This window comes from Streptomyces sp. Y2F8-2, assembly GCF_014905555.1.
In the GTDB taxonomy this organism is placed as follows: Bacteria; Actinomycetota; Actinomycetes; order Streptomycetales; family Streptomycetaceae; genus Streptomyces; species Streptomyces cynarae.
Genome location: NZ_BNGS01000002.1, coordinates 686513 through 702654, shown reverse-complemented (window position 1 = coordinate 702654; position 16142 = coordinate 686513). Strand labels below are relative to the sequence as shown.

Sequence of the window (16142 nt, the reverse complement as noted above, 5' to 3'; positions counted from 1 at the left end):
CAAGTCAGTCCCGCTGCCGGCGGATGCGCTGGGCCACCTCGTTGTCCTCCGTCTCCCACCAGGGGCGTACGCGGTCCTCGTCGGCCGTCTGCCCGGGGGCGGGGGCCGCGGGGACCAGCTCCGTCTCCAGCCGGCGGTCCAGCGCGACGGTCCGGGCGCGCTCCGTGCGCGCCCACTGCACCAGGATCGCGAGCAGGAAGGGCAGCGCCACCAGCTCCGCGATGCTGATCATCGCGCCGCCGCCGAGCTGCTGGTCGTGGTGCACGTCCGGATCCCACGGCGGGGCGTGGTGCACGTACCAGGCGCCGGCGATCAGCGTGCCGTGGGTCATCACCACGATCCCCGGTACCGCGTCGACGATCCCGTCCACGAACACCAGCGCCGCGCGCACCGGGTGCGTGCACCAGGCGGGCAGCGCCCCCTCGTGGGTGAGGACCGGCACGACGAACAGCGTCCCGGCGAGCAGCAGGTGGAGATACATCAGCTCGTGCAGCCAGCCGAGGCGCAGCGCGGTCGCGAAGTACGGCGTGAAGTACACCGTCAGCTCGGTGGCGAGCACCAGGGCCGTGCTGACCAGGGGGAAGGTGAGCAGCCGCACCACCCGCCCGGCCATCGCCCGCCGCACCCGCCCCGAGGCACGCTCGGGCAGGGCGCGGACCGCCAGATGCAGCGGGTCGCCCAGCGCCAGGCCGAGGGGAGCGATCAGGTCGAGCAGGACGTTCTGCACCGCGGCGGGCCAGAACAGCGCGTGGTCGTACACCGCGAGCGCGGACATGGTCGCCACGACGAGCGTGCCGAGGCCCAGCAGCGCGAAAGCCGCGGTGCGGGCCGCGGGCCAGGGCTCGCCCCGGCGTCTCAGTCTCAGGACGCCCCAGCCGTAGAGCGTGCCGAGGAGGAGGACCAGGAGGAGCGCCGGGACGTCGAGGTGCCACGAGGACAGCAGCCGCCCCGTGCTGAGCTGCGGCAGGCTCGCCGTCGTCATGGCCATCTCGTTCAGCGGCATGCCGGTCATGCTCTCCCTCGCCTGCGGATTTGCGCAAACCCGCAAGTCAAGGATTCACCTTCGGCCCGCCCCCGTCGGCTCCCTCAGGTCCGTCCCGCACGCCACAGCGCCGCAACACACGCCGTCTACACTCTCCCCGCAACGGCCCGTGCGTCGGCCGACTTGAGGCCGCTCTCCGCCACACCCGAAGGGCATTCGGCGTTTTGATACGGATAGATTCAGTCACGAAGCGGTATCCGGACGGCACGGTGGCGGTCGACAGGCTGTCTCTGGAGATACCGGACCACTCGATCACCGTCCTCGTCGGCCCCTCGGGCTGCGGCAAGACCACGACCCTGCGCATGATCAACCGGATGGTCGAGCCGAGCGAGGGCACGATCACCCTCGACGGCGTCGACATCGGCGAGCAGCCGGTCAACGTCCTGCGCCGGTCCATGGGCTACGTGATCCAGAACGCCGGGCTCTTCCCGCACCGCACCATCGTCGACAACATCGCCACCGTGCCCCGACTGCTCGGCTGGAGCAAGAACCGCGCCCGCGACCGGGCCCGGGAGCTGATGGAACGGGTCGGGCTCGACGCCTCCCTCGCCAAGCGGTACCCCTACCAGCTCTCCGGCGGACAGCAGCAGCGCGTCGGCGTGGCCCGGGCACTCGCCGCCGATCCGCCGGTGCTGCTGATGGACGAGCCGTTCTCCGCCGTCGACCCGATCGTGCGCAAGGGCCTGCAGGAGGAACTGCTCCGGATCCAGGACGAGTTGGGCAAGACGATCGTCTTCGTCACCCATGACATCGACGAGGCGATCCGGCTCGGCACCATGGTCGCCGTTCTGCGCACCGGCGGCCGGCTCGCCCAGTTCGCACCGCCCGCCGAACTGCTGTCGTCCCCCGCCGACGCCTTCGTGGAGGACTTCCTCGGCACGGACCGCGGCATCCGGCGGCTGTCGTTCTTCACCTCCGAGACCCTTCAGCTGCTCAAGACCCCGATCGTCGCCGTCGACTCCACCGCCGGGCAGATCGCCTCCCACGCCACGCCCGAGGTGCCGTACCTGCTGGTCACCGACCTCGACGGCCGACCGCTCGGCTGGAGCGAGCCGGGCGAACTGACCGCCGGGGACATCGCGCCGGAGAGGCTGCTGCCGTACGGGCGGCCGTTCGCCCACGGCAAGGACTCGCTGCGGGCCGCGCTCGACGGCGCCGTGCTCTCGCCCACCGGGTGGGCCGTCGCGGTGGACGACAGCGGCCGGGTGGTCGGCGTGGTCTCGCAGGCCACCATCGCCGAGGCGATCCGCAGCGCCCACGCCGAGGGCCTCAGCGACACGAAGGTCGCCGGATGAACGGGTTCTTCGACATCCCGAGCGACCTCCAGCACAGCTGGCTGGGGCTGATCGGACTGCACCTGAGGGAGGCCCTGCTGCCGGTCCTCGCCGGTCTGGTCGCCGCGCTGCCGATCGCCCAGCTGTGCGTCCGCTTCCGCTGGCTGTACCCGCCCGTCCTCGGTGTGACGACGGTCCTGTACGCCATCCCGTCGCTGGCGTTCTTCGTCGTGCTCATCGACTACACCGGTCAGACCGAGCTCACCGTGATGATCCCGCTCGCCGTCTACAGCCTGGTGGTCCTGGTCCCGGCGATCGTCGACGGTGTCCGGTCGGTGCCGCAGGAGACGCTGGCGGCGGCCACCGCCATGGGCATCGGGCCCGTACGGCGCTATCTGCAGGTGCAGTTGCCGATCGCCGCGCCCGCCATCCTGGCCGGCCTCAGGGTCGCGACCGTCTCCAGCATCAGCCTGGTCAGCGTCGGCGCCCTCATCGGCAACCAGGGCGCGCTCGGCAATCTCCTCGCCGACGCGATGTTCTACCACCGGCCCGTCCTCGCGGTGAACTCCGTGGTCACCACGGCCGTCCTCGCGATCCTCGTCGACGCCCTCCTCGTTCTGGTACGCGTCCTGCTGACGCCGTGGATGCCACGCGGCACCGGCAGGAGGCGCAAGGCCACCGCACGACCCGAACCGTCCGCACTCGCCCTTAAGGACGCGCCCCGGTGAACGTCCTCAACTTCGTCAACGCGTTCTTCAGCGACAGCGCCCACTGGCACGGCTACGACGGCATTCCGCAACGACTGCTCGAACACGTCCAGTACTCCCTGACGGCCCTTGCCGTCGCCGCCGCCATCGGGCTGCCGGTGGGTCTGCTCACCGGCCACACCGGGCGCGGCGGCAACGTCCTCGCGTTCGTCGCCACCGCCGCCCGCGCACTGCCCAGCTTCGGTCTGCTGGTCCTGATGTTCGTGCTGCTCGGCCTCGGGCTGCTGCCGGTCATGATCCCGCTGGTGGTGCTGGCCGTGCCGCCGATCCTGGTGACCACGTACGAGGCCGTGCGCTCCGTCGACCCCTCACCGGTGGACGCCGCGCGGGGCATGGGCATGAGCGAGCCCAGGATCCTGTTCCAGGTCGAGGTGCCCGTGGCGCTGCCGCTGATCCTCAGCGGTCTGCGCTCGGCGGCCATCCAGATCGTCTCGACGGCCACGATCGCCGCGTACGTCAGCCTCGGCGGCCTCGGCCGCTACATCGTGGACGGGCTCTACCAGCGGGACTACGAGAAGGTCGTGGGCGGGGCCACCCTGGTGGCCGTGCTGGCGCTCGCCACGCTCACGGTGTTCTGGGCGGTGTCGCGGACCGCGGTGTCGCCGGGAGTGCGCAGGAGCGCCTGAACGACACGCGGCAACTGCCCGCTCATCGAGGCCGATCGGTGACCCGGCTGCTCTTGACTGACCGAGAACGAGCTGGATTGGATCAGTGGAGTGCGGTACACCGCACCAGCACAACACAACACAACACAGCACAGCACGCCCAGCCCCAACCCATCGGCCCGGAACGGGAACCGTGACTTCTACAGCGAACGCCAGCACGTCCAGCAGGAGACTCCCCGGCGCGGCCACCGTCGCCCTCGCCGCCACGGCGGCACTGCTCGCGGGGTGTTCCTCGTCCTCCGACACCAAGTCCGACAACCCGCTCCAGGGCGGCAAGGCGAGCGGCGACTCGGTCGTCGTCGGCTCCAACAACTTCTCCGAGAGCATCCTGCTCGCCGACGTCTACGGCGAGGCCCTGAAGGCCAAGGGCGTCAAGGTCACCTACAAGCCCAACATCGGCAGCCGCGAGACGACGTACGGCCTGCTGAAGAACGGCTCGATCACCGTCCTGCCCGAGTACAACGGCGCGCTGCTGGCCTACCTCGACAAGAACGCGGCCCCGAAGACGGTCGCCGCCACCACGGCCGCCATCAACGCCAAGCTGGACTCCAAGCTGACGCTCCTGGAACCGGCGCCCGCGCAGGACAAGGACTCCGTCACCGTCAACCAGGACACGGCGAAGAAGTACAACCTCACCGAGAAGTCCTCCATCGCCGACCTCAAGGACGTCGCCAAGGACCTGGTGATCGGCGCCTCGCCGGAGTTCCAGACCCGGCAGCAGGGCCTGCTCGGCCTGAAGAGCGTCTACGGTCTGGAGTTCAAGTCCTTCAAAGCGCTGGACGCGGGCGGCCCGCTCACCCAGGCGGCGCTGAAGAAGAACACCGTGCAGGCGGCCGACATCTTCACCACGGACCCGACCATCACCAAGGAGAAGTTCGTCGTCCTTCAGGACCCCAAGAACCTCTTCGGGTTCGAGAACGTGCAGCCGCTCGTCTACAAGAGCGGGCTCGACCAGAAGGGCGTCGACGCGCTCAACGCGGTCTCGGCCAAGCTCGACACGGCGGCCCTGCTCGATATGGACACCCAGGTGCAGCTCCAGAAGAAGGACCCGCTCGACGTCGCCAAGGCCTGGCTGAAGTCGGTCGGCCTGGACTGACGTCCACGCCGCGGACACCACCGCGGGACGGGTCGACGCGGGTGCCCGCGCCCTTCGGGGCGACGGGCGCCCGCGTCGTCGCGAGGACCGCCCCCTGACGGCGGACGTGACGACGACGGCCGAACTCCTCGCCGTGCTCGTGGAGTCGTAGCCGCACGGCCTCGACGAGGAGCACGGGGCCGTGGGCTACGGCTCGACGGGGGGCGCTGGGCCATGGGCTACGGCTTGCGGGCGATCGCCCCGTACATCGCGATGTCCTCGTCCCGAATGCCCTGTTCCTCCGTGCCGTCCGGGTGCCACTTGTGCACCTGGACGATCCCCGGCTCGACCAACTGAAGCCCCTCGAAGAACTCGTGGGCCTCCTCGATGGTCCGCAGCCGCATCGGCATGTTGCGGGCCGCGTACTCCCGTGCCACCCGGCCCACCTCCTCGGGCGCGAACTCGGCGGTCCCGATGGTCATCGCCAGGTAGCTTCCGGACGGCAGCGGTTCGAGCAGCCGCCGTACGATCCCCACCGCGTCGTCCTCGTCCAGGATGAAGTGGACGATCGCGATGACCGTGAGGGCGACCGGCCTGCCGAGATCAAGGGTCTCCCGGAACTCGGGGGCGCCCAGGATCGCCTCGGGGTCGCGGAAGTCGGCCTCGATGTACGACGTCTTCCCCTCCGGCGCGCTGGCCAGCAGCCCCTGGGACAGGGTGAGCACGATGGGATCGTTGTCGACGTACACCACCCGCGACTGGGGCGCCACCGACTGGGCGATCTCGTGCAGGTTGGGGGAGGTGGGGATGCCGGTGCCGATGTCCAGGAACTGGCGTATGCCCGCCTCCTCGGCGAGCCAGCGCACCGCCCGGTTCATCCAGTCCCGGTTGGCACGCATGTGGATGGGCAGGGCGGGCCACTCCCGTGCCATGGCGTCGCCCGCCTCCTTGTCGGCGGGGTAGTAGTCCTTGCCGCCCAGGATGTAGTCGTAGATGCGCGCCGAGTGCGCGCTCTCGGTGTCGATGCGGTCGGCCGGCCATCCGTTGTCGGGCAACGCCGTCTCCTGTTCCAAGTCTCGGTCGTGGGGTCTTGGTCGTGGGGTCTCGGTCGTGGGGTCTCGGTCATGGGTGGAGAGGAAGGCTCTGCTGAGGTCGCAGAGACAGACACACAGGGCGCAGAGATAAAAGAGGATCGGCAGCGGCGGGCGGCCGCGCGTCACAGCAGGAAGTCGGCCTCGCCCGCCTTCACGCTCGCCAGGAAGCCCGCCATCTCGGTGCGGCTGAGCACCAGCGCCGGGCCGTCGGGGTCCGTGGACTGCCGCAGGGCCACGCTGCCGTCGGCCAGTTTCTTCGCCTCCACGCAGGCGCCGCCCGCGTCGTCGCTCCAGGGCTTGGACCAGCCGCGGGCGCCGAGGGCGTGGGACGGCATACAGGTGCGTATCGGGTCCTGCACTTTTCACAACTCCTTGCGGATCGCGCCGAGGACGGCCTCGGTCTTCTTCGCGGGCGCGGACTGTGCGCCCAACCGGTCCAGGGCCTCGCGGTAGACCACGACGTCGTCCGCCTTGTCCAGGTAGACGGCGCCCACCAGACCGCTCAGATAGACGATGTCCGGCAGCTCGGGCGCCCGGAACCGGAAGAGGTGGAACGCACCGGCGCGCATGGCCGGGTGCGGGCCGTTGCCGAACGGCATGACCTGCAAGGTGACATGGGGGAGGGCGTTCATCGCGATCAGATGGTCGATCTGGGCGCGCATCACCTTCGGGCCGCCGACCGGCCAGCGCAGCACCGTCTCGTCCATCACCACCCACACGCGCGGCGGCGAGGGCCGCGACAGCAGTTCCTGGCGCCGCATGCGCAGTGCCACCCGGCGCTCGGTCGCCTCGGTGGGGGCGTGCGGGTTGCCGGCGCTCAGCAGGGCGCGCGCGTAGTCCTCCGTCTGGAGCAGGCCGGGCACGAACTCGGCCTCGTACGCGCGGATCTGCAGGGCCGCCTGCTCCAGGCTGAGGTACGCGGCGAACCAGTCGGGCAGCACATCGCGGTAGGTGTGCCACCAGCCGCGCTTGTTGGCCTCGCGGACCGACTTCAGGAACGTGTCGATCTCCTGCTGGTCCGTGACGCCGTACGTCTGCAGCAGTTTCTCGACGTCCGCGATCCGCAGCCGGGCCACCTTGGCGGCCTCCATGCGGCGGATCGTGGAGTGGCTGACCCCGATCGCCTCGGCGGCCTGCTCGTACGTCAGACCGGCCCGTGTGCGCAGCTCTTCCAACTGCCGACCGAGGATCATGCGCAGCACGGTGGGGGCGCCGCCCCAGTCGGTTTCCGCGGTCACGCCTACCCCCTCGCACGGGATGCACGGTCGCAGTCTGTCACGATCTTCCGCCGACCGGAGCAGGATGCACCTCACGAATTGCAATTTTCAACTTGCCGGTTGCGGGGCGTTGTTGCCGGATGCCACAGTGTTCATACCGCCCGAAGACGGTGAACCATGGGGTCGAACAGCTCAGTTGGGGGAGACGGGGCTGCTTCGGCGCCTGCGGCGCGAGGTGCGGATCGCGCCGTGGCCGGAAGGCGGTGGGTACCGGCAAGGTCCCCAGGCAGACGAAAGGCGAACGGCGATGGCTCCGCCCTCCCTCCCCCAGTCCGTGGGCCGCCTGCCCGCGGGCGCGGCACAACCGAGAACCGGTGTCTTCGACCTCCCGGCGGTCCCCGCCGCCGTAGGCCTGGCCCGCACAAGCGTCCGGCGGCTGCTCGGCCGCTGGGGCACCGGGGACCGCACGACCGACGACGCCGTGCTGGTGACCTCCGAGCTGGTCACCAATGCGGTCAAGCACAGTGCCGGCGACCGGATCGTCTGCCGGATCCTCACCGACGGCCACCGGCTGCGCATCGAGGTCGAGGACGAGAACCGCGGCGGCACGCTCCCGACCCGGCGCCGGCCCGGGCCGGACGACCAGGGCGGCCGCGGGCTGATGCTGGTCGGCATGCTCAGCGGCGGCTGGGGCGTGCGGGACGCCCCGGACGGCTCCGGCCGCATCGTCTGGGCCGACCTGGCACCGGAACCCGGCGAGACCGTCGCCACCGACCCGCTCCCGCACCAGCACACCCTCAGGCCCGACCCCCACCCGGCCGCCCAAGCCGACGGGGCGCGCCGGTGCTGAGAGGTCGATCGCGCGGAGGCCCGGCGAAGGCGGGCTGAGCACGGTCGGCCTCCCGGCACCGGCTCAGGCGCCCCGGAGGCAAATGATCAACAAGGATCCACATCGCATGGAACGACCGCCCGTCTTCGACCCGCTGTCCCGTCCGGTTCCTTCCTCGTCCCCGCAGATGTCCCTCCCGCCCGAGCCGCCCGACCGCCTGCCCGTCCCCAGGGAGCTGACCGCACCCCTCGGGTACGACGCCGTGGGCATCCCCGGGGCCCACGGCGAACGGATCATGAAAGGCCTGCCCCGCGTAGGCTGCGTCTTCGCCGACGACCTGCGCTGGTGGTGGATCGTTCCCGCGGGCTCCGACATAGGAGTCACCTGGCCGCCGACGACGAGCTACGCCGTCGACGCGCGCGTGGGGCCGGGCGCGGCTGCGGACGCACGCCGCCGTGACCCCTCCTGGAGCGGCCCTCGCCCCGGCCGGCCCCGGCTGATCCACCGACCCGACGGTGACTCTCCGTATACGCCGCCCATACCGCTGTACTTCCTCGCCTGCCGCCTGGCCGGCAGCACCCCGCACTGGTCGCTGGGTGTGGGCGCCTGAGGCCGTTCCGGGCCTCAGGCGCCCCGGCTCGGGATGAAACCCGGCGTTCGGTGGCGCATCCTTGCAAGGGTGCGATCGGGGTACCCGGAGGCCCTGAGCGAACGACGCAGGAGGTGCCCGGCGCCGGGCTCAGGCGCCCCGAAGGCGGAGTCGTGGAAAACGTACCGGGCGGTGTGGTCATGGAGAAGAACGAGACACGTGGCAAGGGGGAAGTAACCAGTCACGCGGTGTTCGGCGCACCGTGCTGGGTGAGTCTGGCCACCCGCGACCTGGAGGGCGCGGAGGAGTTCTACCAGGCCGTCCTGGGCTGGAAATGGCGGCCCAACAGCCTCGGCGACCGGTTCCGCGTGGCGCTCGCGGACGGGGTGCCCGTCGCCGGGATCGCCGCCGTCGCCTCGATGTGGCAGATGGCCGTGGCCTGGACCGTGTACTTCGCGGTCGACAGCGCCGACGACGCCGCGGCCCGCTGCCGGGAGCGCGGCGGGACGACGGCCGTGGGACCGCTCGCGCTCCCGCCGGGCCGAGCGGCCCTGCTCGCGGACCGCGACGGGGCCGTGTTCGGCATCTGGGAGGGTCCGCTCATCACGGACTGGGAGGAGTGGCGCGCCGCCGCGCCCACCTTCATAAGGCTGCACACGCGCGACGCCTTCGACGCCGCCATCTTCTACGGCGAGGTCCTGGAGTGGGCCGCCGCGCGCCCCGGCTGCTGCGAGGTGCACTACGACGGCGACGAGGTCGTGCTGCGCAGCAGCGGAGCGGTGATCGCGCGGATCCACTCGGGGGCGGTGGAGGCGGCGCCCGATCCCACGATCCGCCCGCACTGGCAGATCCACTTCACGGTCGACGACGTCACCGCCTGCGTCCTTGCGGCCCGCGCGCACGGCGGGTCCGTGCTGCAGTGGGAGGAGGGCACCGGCGAGGCGGTGCTGGCCGACCCGGACGGCGCGCGCTTCACGGTGACCGCGAGGCAGCGGGAACGCTGACCGGCGGCCGTGCGGGGACGCCGGCCCGTGGTACGGCCTCGGCGGGCGGGATCCGGAGGGGAGCCCCGTTGGTGTGGGGTCGGGGCGATCGCCGGCCCGCCGAGGGGCACGAGGGGTCAGGACGCGGCCGAGTCGGCGGTGCGGGCCCGATCGCGACGGCGGCGCAGCACGCCCCGGCGCGGCTCCTGGTCCGGCAGCCAGCCGAAGGCCAGACAGCTGCCCAGCGCGCCCAGCAGCAGGCCGATCAGGAAGCCGCCCAGGTTGGACGTGAGCCAGGTGCCCAGCGACGTCAGGATGCCGATGAGCGAGTAGAACAGGCGCTGGGTGGGGTTGAAGAGGACCAGCAGACCGCACAGCACCATCACGGTCGGCAGCAGATACCCCGCGACGCCCTGCATGCCGATGTGCATGACCACCTTCAGCGACGCCTTCTCGGTGAGGAGGATCTCCGCCCCGCCCAGGGCGAGCAGCAGCCCGCCCCAGAAGGGCCGGTTCGCCCGCCACCGCCGGAAGGCGGCCCTCGGTCCCCTCGTCATGAGGGGCAGTCCGAGTCGCTGAAGCTGAGCTTGAGCCCCGGGAGCTTGAAGGTGCCCGCCGTGGTGGCGTAGTTGGTCTGCCGCAGGTTGGCGATGTGCACGGTGTCGGACTGCTGGCTGAAGACACCGTGGGGGCCCTTCACCCCTGCCTTGTTCAGCGTGCCGGCGTCGTTGCCGATCTCGATGTTGGTGAAGTCGGCGTCGCCGGTCAGCTGGGTCGAGTCGGTGGTCAGATCGCTGGCGACGACCTTGTCCTTGCCGCCGCCCGCGGTGATCTTCAGATAGGAGCCGCCGAGGTCGACGCTCTGGCACAGCTTGGTGAGCGTCGCGTTCTTGATCACGGAGGTGACGACCGCCACCTCGTCACCGACGGTCTCTCTCAGCGGGTTGTCCTTGTCCAGCGTGTCGAGGCCGCCGAACTGCTCGAAGCCGGTGCCGTTCAGGTCGGTGGCGGTGACCGTGAAGGCCATGCCGGAGATCGCGAACTGCACGCCCAGTGCTCCCTGGGCGGTCATGATCGCAAGTCCCGCGGCGATCGCGGTGGCAGGCACCGCCATCACCGCGGCGCGGCGCAGGCGGACCCGCCCGCGTCTTGCGGAGGGCCCCTCGGCGGCGGAACCGCTTTCCGGGGGCTCGGGGGTGGAACCGGGGGACGCCGTGGCGTCCGAGGACGAGGCCATGTCTGCTCCTGGGCATGGTCAATGCGAGTAGGGCTTCACTGGCACGGTGTCCTGGCGCGGACAGCGGCTGCCGCGCACGCCTCCTCGCACCTCCCGGCGTGTGCAAGGGCTTGCTCGTGGTTGCGGCAGTGGCCACCAACGAAGTTACCGGGGGTTACATCCAAGGGTCAAGGGAGTTGTGGCAGAAGCGTGTTGATTGTGTGGCGCCGGTGATCGGCCCGGTGACCGGCGCAGTCGCCGGCACATCCGGTGCGGTGGCCGCGGCCTGCGCCCTCGAGTCCCGGCACTCCAACTTCTGTGTGACGTATTGACGTTGACGGACGATCAGGTCTACAACATCCCGTGTTTTCGCGGATCCGTGGCGCCGGATCCGTCGCACGGCGCACGTCGCCCTCCCGGCCCCTGCCTTCCGGGGCCTGTGGTGACGCCTCCGCACACGCGGTGCGCCGCACGGATCCTTCACATCCACCAGCGATCCGGTCATCCCTCCGCGTCACCCGGCACGTCCGCTTTCCCCCTGTCCACGGACCGTCCCCGGTGGCCCGGCCGCCGCTGCCGTCCCGTCACGTACGGAGAAGGCGTGACGGGACGGCAGCGGACCCACCACCCGCACAGCCCCCCACTTCGGAAAGAGGCACCCCATGCGTACCTCCCGATCCCTGCTCGCCGTCGCCGGCGCCGCCGCGGCCCTCGCCGTGGCCACGTCGTCCCCCGCGTCCGCGGACGGCGCGGTGCTCACCACCGGCGGCGCGGGCGGCACCGCCGTCGCCGTCGGCGACGTCCTCAACGCGTCGCTCGCGAGCGGCACCACGGCCACGCTCTACTCCAGCGCCACCGGCACCAGCGGTGTCTCCTGCACCTCGTCGACGTTCACCGCCACCGTCACCGACAACCCGGCGGCCCCCGGCACCGCCACCGAGTCGCTCACCGGCCACAGCTTCGACAGCAGCAGCTGCACCAGCAACGTCACCGGCGTCCTCGGCGTCAGCGGCATCACCGTCGACAACCTGCCCTACACGACCACGGTCGCCTCCGACGGCACCGTCACCGTCACCCCGGCCGCCGGCTCCACCATCCAGACCACGGTCAAGCTGCGCACCCTGCTCGGCTCCATCACCTGCGTCTACCAGGCGCCGAGCCTGACCGGCACGGCGAGCAACACCGACAACAGCATCGCCTTCACCAGCCAGCACTTCACCAAGACCTCCGGTTCGTCGCTGTGCTTCGCCAACGGCTACTTCACCGCGAAGTACGCCCCGGTCACCGACACCAGCCAGGCCGGAAGCCCGGTCGTCTCCGTCAACTGACGGCCCACGGCCGCCTCCGGTCTCCGGTGGGACCGGGGGCGGCCGTCTCATCCGCGCCGGCGGCGCAGCACGGCGAACGCGGCGCCCCCCACGAGCAGCGCGACCGCCGCGGCGCCGGCCGCCGGCAACAGCACCGAGGGGCCACCGTCCTTGCGGGGCGCTGTGGCCGCAGCCGGAGTGCCGGGTACGGTCGTCGCCGGGGCACCGGACGCGGTGGTCGCCGGGACGCTGGACGCGGCGGGCGCCGGGGCACCGGGCGCGGTGGTCGCCGGGGCGCTCGGCGGCGGTGTCGGCGTGCCGCTCGGCCTGCCCCCGTCCGCGCCGGTGCCCGAGGCGCCGGACGCGGCGAACACCACGTCGGAGCACGAGTAGTAGGTGTCCGTCGTGCTCGAGTTCTGCCAGATCGTGAACAGGACGTGGCGCCCCGAGCGGTCCGCCGGAAGCGTCGCCCTGATCCGGTAGGCACCGTTCCGCAGCGGCGGGTCCGTGACCTCCGCGAACGGCTTCGCCGGGAGATCGGACCAGGTCAGCGGCTTCGTGGGAGTGTAGCCGCGTGTGGTCAGGAACAGTTTGAACGTGCCCGTGTGCGGGATCGTCGAGCTGTACGTCATCGTCAGCGTGGCCCCGGGCGTGAGCCGGGTCGACGGCCAGTCGGAGCGCGCCAGGTCCAGGCCCTTGTACGCGGGCAGCCCTCCGCTGCACAGCCGGCCGTCGGGGATCAGCTGCCGGTCCCTGCCGTTCACGTCCGCCACCCGCAGGTTGTCCCAGGCCGTGAACGGGGCGCCGTTCGCCGCGATCGCCGCCCGGCACGCGGCGGTCCGCGCCCGTTCGCCGCCCTCCGGCGAGCACGCGACCACCCGGCTGACCGGATCCGTGGGCGCGCCGTGGGCGAGGGCCGGGGTCGCGGGCAGCAGCGTGGCCGCCACGGCGACGGCGGCCGCGGCGACGGGACGGTGAGCGGGCATCGGGGGTCTCCATGCGCGTCGGGTCCGGCGGGCGCGGGGTGCGCACCGAGGAGTACGGGGATGCGACGGCGCCTGTTCAGACGTACGGCGCCTCGTGCCGGCCCGACCGGCGGCGCGCGGGAGGGCGGACGCGCCGGTTAGCGTAGGCGCATGGCAACGGAGAGCGTCGCAGGGGCGGTTGACGTGAAATGTCCGGGCTGCGGCTCGGCCGCAGTGCGGGCGGTCCCCGAGGTCTGCGCCGATCACGCGTCCATGCGCGAAGGACTCGCCGACCGGCTGGCGCGGTCGCCGGGCGCGCCGTCACGGTTCGACAGTTGTGTGCACTTCCTGGAGGGCATGCTGATGGTCGGCGTCGGTGCCGCCCTCGCCTACAGCGGCGTCGCCCACCACCAGCCGCTCTACACCGCCGGCGGATCGCTCCTCGCCGTCCTGCTGCTGGTCGGGACGGTCGTCGTGGTCCGGCGCGAGGCCCGCGAACGCGGGTTCGTCACCGCCGGCGAGGCCCGCGCCGAGGCACTGTGGCGACCGGCGTACCACTGCGCCGGGTGCGCGTCGGTGTTCTGCCCCGGCGGCACTCCGTGGCAGGGTCTGCTGACGCCGGAGCAGTTCAAGAAGTTCGTGTGGACCGGGGCCGGCTACGACAAGCAGCTCGAGGAGCGGTTCGCGGACGTGGACCTGCCGCCCGGGATCCCCGTCGGCCCCTGAGGAGCCCGAGACCATGCCTGACGCCCCCGTGATCCTCGCCGACGAGCCGGGTTCCTTCCCGCACGGTGTGCTCTCGGCACGGCATCCCGCGCTGATCCGCGCGGTGCGGGACGCCTTCCCGTACGGACCCGACCGGCGGCACGCCCTGGAGGCGCTGCTGACCAGCGCCACCGAGGGCGTCATCGAGCCCCTCGGCACGGAGGACGACGTGCGGTGGGCGCAGTGGGGCGCCCGGGAGTACCTGGGCCGGTCCTGGTTCGAGGTGCCCTTCCTGTGGTCCGAGAGCTACTTCTACCGCCACCTCCTCCAGGCGGTCGGGTACTTCGGCCCTGGCCCCTGGCAGGGCATCGACCCGTTCCGCCCCTTCAAACTCGCCGAACTCGACTCCGTGGAGACCGACGAGGAACTGGCGGCCCTGGACCGGCTGGCCGGCGAGCCGGCCGACGCGCGGGCGCGGGCACTGCTGCACGGCTCGCTGTGGGGCAACCGCGCGGACCTCGGTTTCCGTCTGTCCGCACCCGACGCCTCGACGGCGGCGTCCGGGCTCGTGGCCGACGACAGCGACGTGTTGTGGTCCCTGCTGCCCTGCGACACGGTGTGCCTGGTCGCCGACAACGCGGGCCGCGAACTGATCCCGGACCTCCTCCTGCTGGACCATCTGCTGACCCGGCGCCGGGTACGGCGGGCCCTGTTGCACGTGAAGGTGTATCCCTACTACATCTCCGACGCCACCACGGCGGACGTCGTGGACGCCGTACGCCGCCTCACCGCCGCCCAGGGCGAGGCGGCGGCGGCCGGGGAGCGCCTGTGGACCGCTCTGGCCGAGGGGCGCCTGGAGGTCCGGGCGCACCCGTTCTCCTGCGCCCCGCTGCCGTACGCCGACATGCCCGACGACCTGCGCGCGCAGTTCGCCGAGGCGGACCTGACGATCCTCAAGGGCGACCTCAACTACCGCCGCCTGGTGGGGGACCGGCTCCACCCGCCGACGACTCCGTTCGCGGACACCACGGCGTACTTCCCCGGCCCGGTCGCGGCGCTGCGCACCCTGAAGTCCGACGTGATCGTGGGCCTCACCGCGGCGACCGAGGCGTCGCTGGTCGCCGCGGAGGGACAGCGCTGGCGTACGAGCGGCACGCACGCGCTGATCCAGGTCAGGCGGTGATCCGGGTGAGGCGGTGATCCGGGCAGACGTCGGTCACCGCTTCGCATGGGCGGCGATCGCGGGCTTCATGAAGCGGTTGACCGGGGTTTCGACGAACCGGTAGGAGATCATGGAGACGGTGAGGCACAGCGCGTAGAAGGCGGCGATGAACAGCACGCCCCCGATGACGGAGTTGCCCCACGGGTGCACGTAGCGTTGGCAGATCAGGATCAGCGCCCACTGGTACATGTAGATGCCGAAGGTGTACTTGCCGTAGGCCGAGATGCGCGTGACGGCACGGCTCTCCTTGGCACCGGGGGTGTTCCAGCGGGCGATCTCCCTTGCCGCCAGGGCGCCGATGAGCAGGACAATCGGAATGATTGTCAACGCCGTCAGGTCCAACAGGATCGGGGCCCACAGCTCCTCGACCACCACCGCGAGCACGAGCAGCGCGGTCGGCAGAAGGGCGTTCCGCGTCCACCTGCCGCGGAGCACCAGCAGGCAGATCACCACCCCGCACAGCGCCTCCAGGACGCGTGTGAGCGGGAAGACGTAGACGAGCCAGTACTTCCACTCGGAGACCTGGACGAGGTGGCCGCGCTCGGTGAAGGCCGCGTTCGCGAACCTGGCGCCGTCCGGCAGGAGTTGCAGCACGACCGGCAAGAGCACCACGACCGCGACCAGACCGGCCAGCAGGCGGAACAGGAACCGGTCGCCCTGGCGGGACAGGAACCGGTACACGGTCGGGAACACCGCATACAGGACGAGTTCGGTCGTCAGGGTCCAGGCGGGGGCGTTGGCGGCCCAGTAGATGCCGTGGTCCGGGAACCAGCTCTGCTCGAGGGTGAGTGTGGCGAACAGGCCTGTGGCCGGGAAAGTGGCGGCGAAGGCGCACACGATCACGGCCCAGGTGATGAAGTGGACCGGCAGGATGCGCAGCAGCCGGCGAGCCCGGAAGCCGCGGCCCGGTGGGCGCTCCGCGGATATCCAGGTCAGGATGAAGCCGCTGAGGACGATGAAGAACGACACCGCGTTGAAGCCGGCCGGATTGAAGATGCGGTAGTACGTCTCCTGCACCGTGGGGTCCCTGAAGACGCGTTCGAAGGACAGATGCGAGGCCAGGATGCAGAAGGACGGCAGCAGACGGGCGGCGGCGATGAAGGTGAGCTGTCTCGCCGCCGGGCGCACCGGTGACTTCTCCGCACGGACAGGGATGTCGCCAGGAGTGGATGTCAACGCATGGGTAGTCACC

At 71.2% G+C, this 16142-nt stretch carries 18 protein-coding genes; 10 read left to right on the top strand and 8 right to left on the bottom strand.

Annotation, left to right across the window (positions count from 1 at the left end; translation table 11 throughout):
• Positions 1–4 precede the first annotated feature (4 nt).
• Positions 5–1003, bottom strand: coding sequence for a cytochrome c oxidase assembly protein (locus tag SY2F82_RS08530; protein ID WP_374707140.1), 999 nt, complete (start codon positions 1001–1003; stop codon positions 5–7).
• Positions 1004–1206: 203 nt separating this feature from the next.
• Between SY2F82_RS08530 and SY2F82_RS08525 the strand changes: the two genes are divergently transcribed.
• The 4 genes from SY2F82_RS08525 to SY2F82_RS08510 all read left to right on the top strand — a co-directional run bounded on the left by SY2F82_RS08525 (position 1207) and on the right by SY2F82_RS08510 (position 4844).
• On the top strand, positions 1207–2337 hold the full coding sequence (locus SY2F82_RS08525) for an ABC transporter ATP-binding protein (RefSeq protein WP_200418345.1): 1131 nt from the start codon (positions 1207–1209) through the stop codon (positions 2335–2337).
• Positions 2334–3044: an ABC transporter permease gene (locus tag SY2F82_RS08520; RefSeq protein ID WP_200418344.1), complete on the top strand. Its 711-nt coding sequence runs from the start codon at positions 2334–2336 to the stop codon at positions 3042–3044. Before SY2F82_RS08525 ends, SY2F82_RS08520 begins: the two co-directional genes overlap by 4 nt.
• Complete coding sequence (locus SY2F82_RS08515) at positions 3041–3709, top strand: ABC transporter permease (protein WP_200418343.1); 669 nt, start codon at positions 3041–3043, stop codon at positions 3707–3709. Before SY2F82_RS08520 ends, SY2F82_RS08515 begins: the two co-directional genes overlap by 4 nt.
• Before the next feature lie 172 nt (positions 3710–3881).
• Positions 3882–4844: an ABC transporter substrate-binding protein gene (locus tag SY2F82_RS08510; RefSeq protein ID WP_200418342.1), complete on the top strand. Its 963-nt coding sequence runs from the start codon at positions 3882–3884 to the stop codon at positions 4842–4844.
• Between the two features lie 218 nt (positions 4845–5062).
• Here SY2F82_RS08510 and SY2F82_RS08505 read toward each other — a convergent pair whose 3' ends face one another.
• The 3 genes from SY2F82_RS08505 to SY2F82_RS08495 all read right to left on the bottom strand — a co-directional run bounded on the left by SY2F82_RS08505 (position 5063) and on the right by SY2F82_RS08495 (position 7155).
• Entirely contained in the window at positions 5063–5878 is an 816-nt protein-coding gene (locus SY2F82_RS08505; RefSeq protein ID WP_200418341.1) for an SAM-dependent methyltransferase, read from the bottom strand.
• Positions 5879–6039: 161 nt separating this feature from the next.
• Complete coding sequence (locus SY2F82_RS08500; protein ID WP_200418639.1) at positions 6040–6252, bottom strand: DUF397 domain-containing protein; 213 nt, start codon at positions 6250–6252, stop codon at positions 6040–6042.
• Between the two features lie 27 nt (positions 6253–6279).
• Positions 6280–7155 carry a helix-turn-helix transcriptional regulator gene (locus SY2F82_RS08495; RefSeq protein WP_103838829.1) on the bottom strand — a complete coding sequence of 292 codons (876 nt, stop codon included), beginning with the start codon at positions 7153–7155 and terminating at the stop codon, positions 6280–6282.
• A 286-nt stretch (positions 7156–7441) separates the two neighbouring features.
• Between SY2F82_RS08495 and SY2F82_RS08490 the strand changes: the two genes are divergently transcribed.
• The 3 genes from SY2F82_RS08490 to SY2F82_RS08480 all read left to right on the top strand — a co-directional run bounded on the left by SY2F82_RS08490 (position 7442) and on the right by SY2F82_RS08480 (position 9556).
• Positions 7442–7984 (top strand): ATP-binding protein, encoded by a 543-nt coding sequence (locus tag SY2F82_RS08490; protein ID WP_200418340.1) that lies wholly within the window; start codon positions 7442–7444, stop codon positions 7982–7984.
• 106 nt (positions 7985–8090) lie between these two features.
• On the top strand, positions 8091–8573 hold the full coding sequence (locus SY2F82_RS08485; RefSeq protein ID WP_374707136.1) for a hypothetical protein: 483 nt from the start codon (positions 8091–8093) through the stop codon (positions 8571–8573).
• Between the two features lie 179 nt (positions 8574–8752).
• Positions 8753–9556 (top strand): VOC family protein, encoded by an 804-nt coding sequence (locus tag SY2F82_RS08480; RefSeq protein ID WP_200418637.1) that lies wholly within the window; start codon positions 8753–8755, stop codon positions 9554–9556.
• Positions 9557–9672: 116 nt separating this feature from the next.
• Here the strand turns inward: SY2F82_RS08480 and SY2F82_RS08475 are convergent, their stop codons facing one another.
• Together SY2F82_RS08475 and SY2F82_RS08470 are read right to left on the bottom strand one after the other, a co-directional pair.
• Entirely contained in the window at positions 9673–10092 is a 420-nt protein-coding gene (locus SY2F82_RS08475; protein WP_200418339.1) for a DUF6114 domain-containing protein, read from the bottom strand.
• Positions 10089–10772: a DUF6230 family protein gene (locus tag SY2F82_RS08470; RefSeq protein WP_200418338.1), complete on the bottom strand. Its 684-nt coding sequence runs from the start codon at positions 10770–10772 to the stop codon at positions 10089–10091. The genes SY2F82_RS08475 and SY2F82_RS08470 overlap by 4 nt, the downstream gene beginning before the upstream one ends.
• 641 nt (positions 10773–11413) lie before the next feature.
• On the opposite strand from SY2F82_RS08470, the gene SY2F82_RS08465 reads away from it, so the two are divergent.
• The gene (locus SY2F82_RS08465) at positions 11414–12079 is read left to right on the top strand and encodes a Tat pathway signal sequence domain protein (protein ID WP_200418337.1); all 666 of its coding nucleotides are present in this window, start codon (positions 11414–11416) and stop codon (positions 12077–12079) included.
• Between the two features lie 47 nt (positions 12080–12126).
• On the opposite strand, the gene SY2F82_RS08460 is transcribed toward SY2F82_RS08465, so the two are convergent.
• Positions 12127–13044, bottom strand: a complete 918-nt coding sequence (locus SY2F82_RS08460) for a lytic polysaccharide monooxygenase (protein WP_200418336.1) — start codon at positions 13042–13044, stop codon at positions 12127–12129.
• A gap of 150 nt (positions 13045–13194) precedes the next feature.
• On the opposite strand from SY2F82_RS08460, the gene SY2F82_RS08455 reads away from it, so the two are divergent.
• Both SY2F82_RS08455 and SY2F82_RS08450 read left to right on the top strand, forming a co-directional pair.
• A complete protein-coding gene (locus SY2F82_RS08455) occupies positions 13195–13749 on the top strand; it encodes a hypothetical protein (protein ID WP_200418335.1) in 555 nt (184 codons plus the stop codon).
• Positions 13750–13762: 13 nt separating this feature from the next.
• The gene (locus tag SY2F82_RS08450) at positions 13763–14911 is read left to right on the top strand and encodes a damage-control phosphatase ARMT1 family protein (protein WP_200418334.1); all 1149 of its coding nucleotides are present in this window, start codon (positions 13763–13765) and stop codon (positions 14909–14911) included.
• A 33-nt stretch (positions 14912–14944) separates the two neighbouring features.
• On the opposite strand, the gene SY2F82_RS08445 is transcribed toward SY2F82_RS08450, so the two are convergent.
• The gene (locus tag SY2F82_RS08445; RefSeq protein WP_200418333.1) at positions 14945–16078 is read right to left on the bottom strand and encodes an acyltransferase; all 1134 of its coding nucleotides are present in this window, start codon (positions 16076–16078) and stop codon (positions 14945–14947) included.
• Positions 16079–16142: the final 64 nt, after the last annotated feature.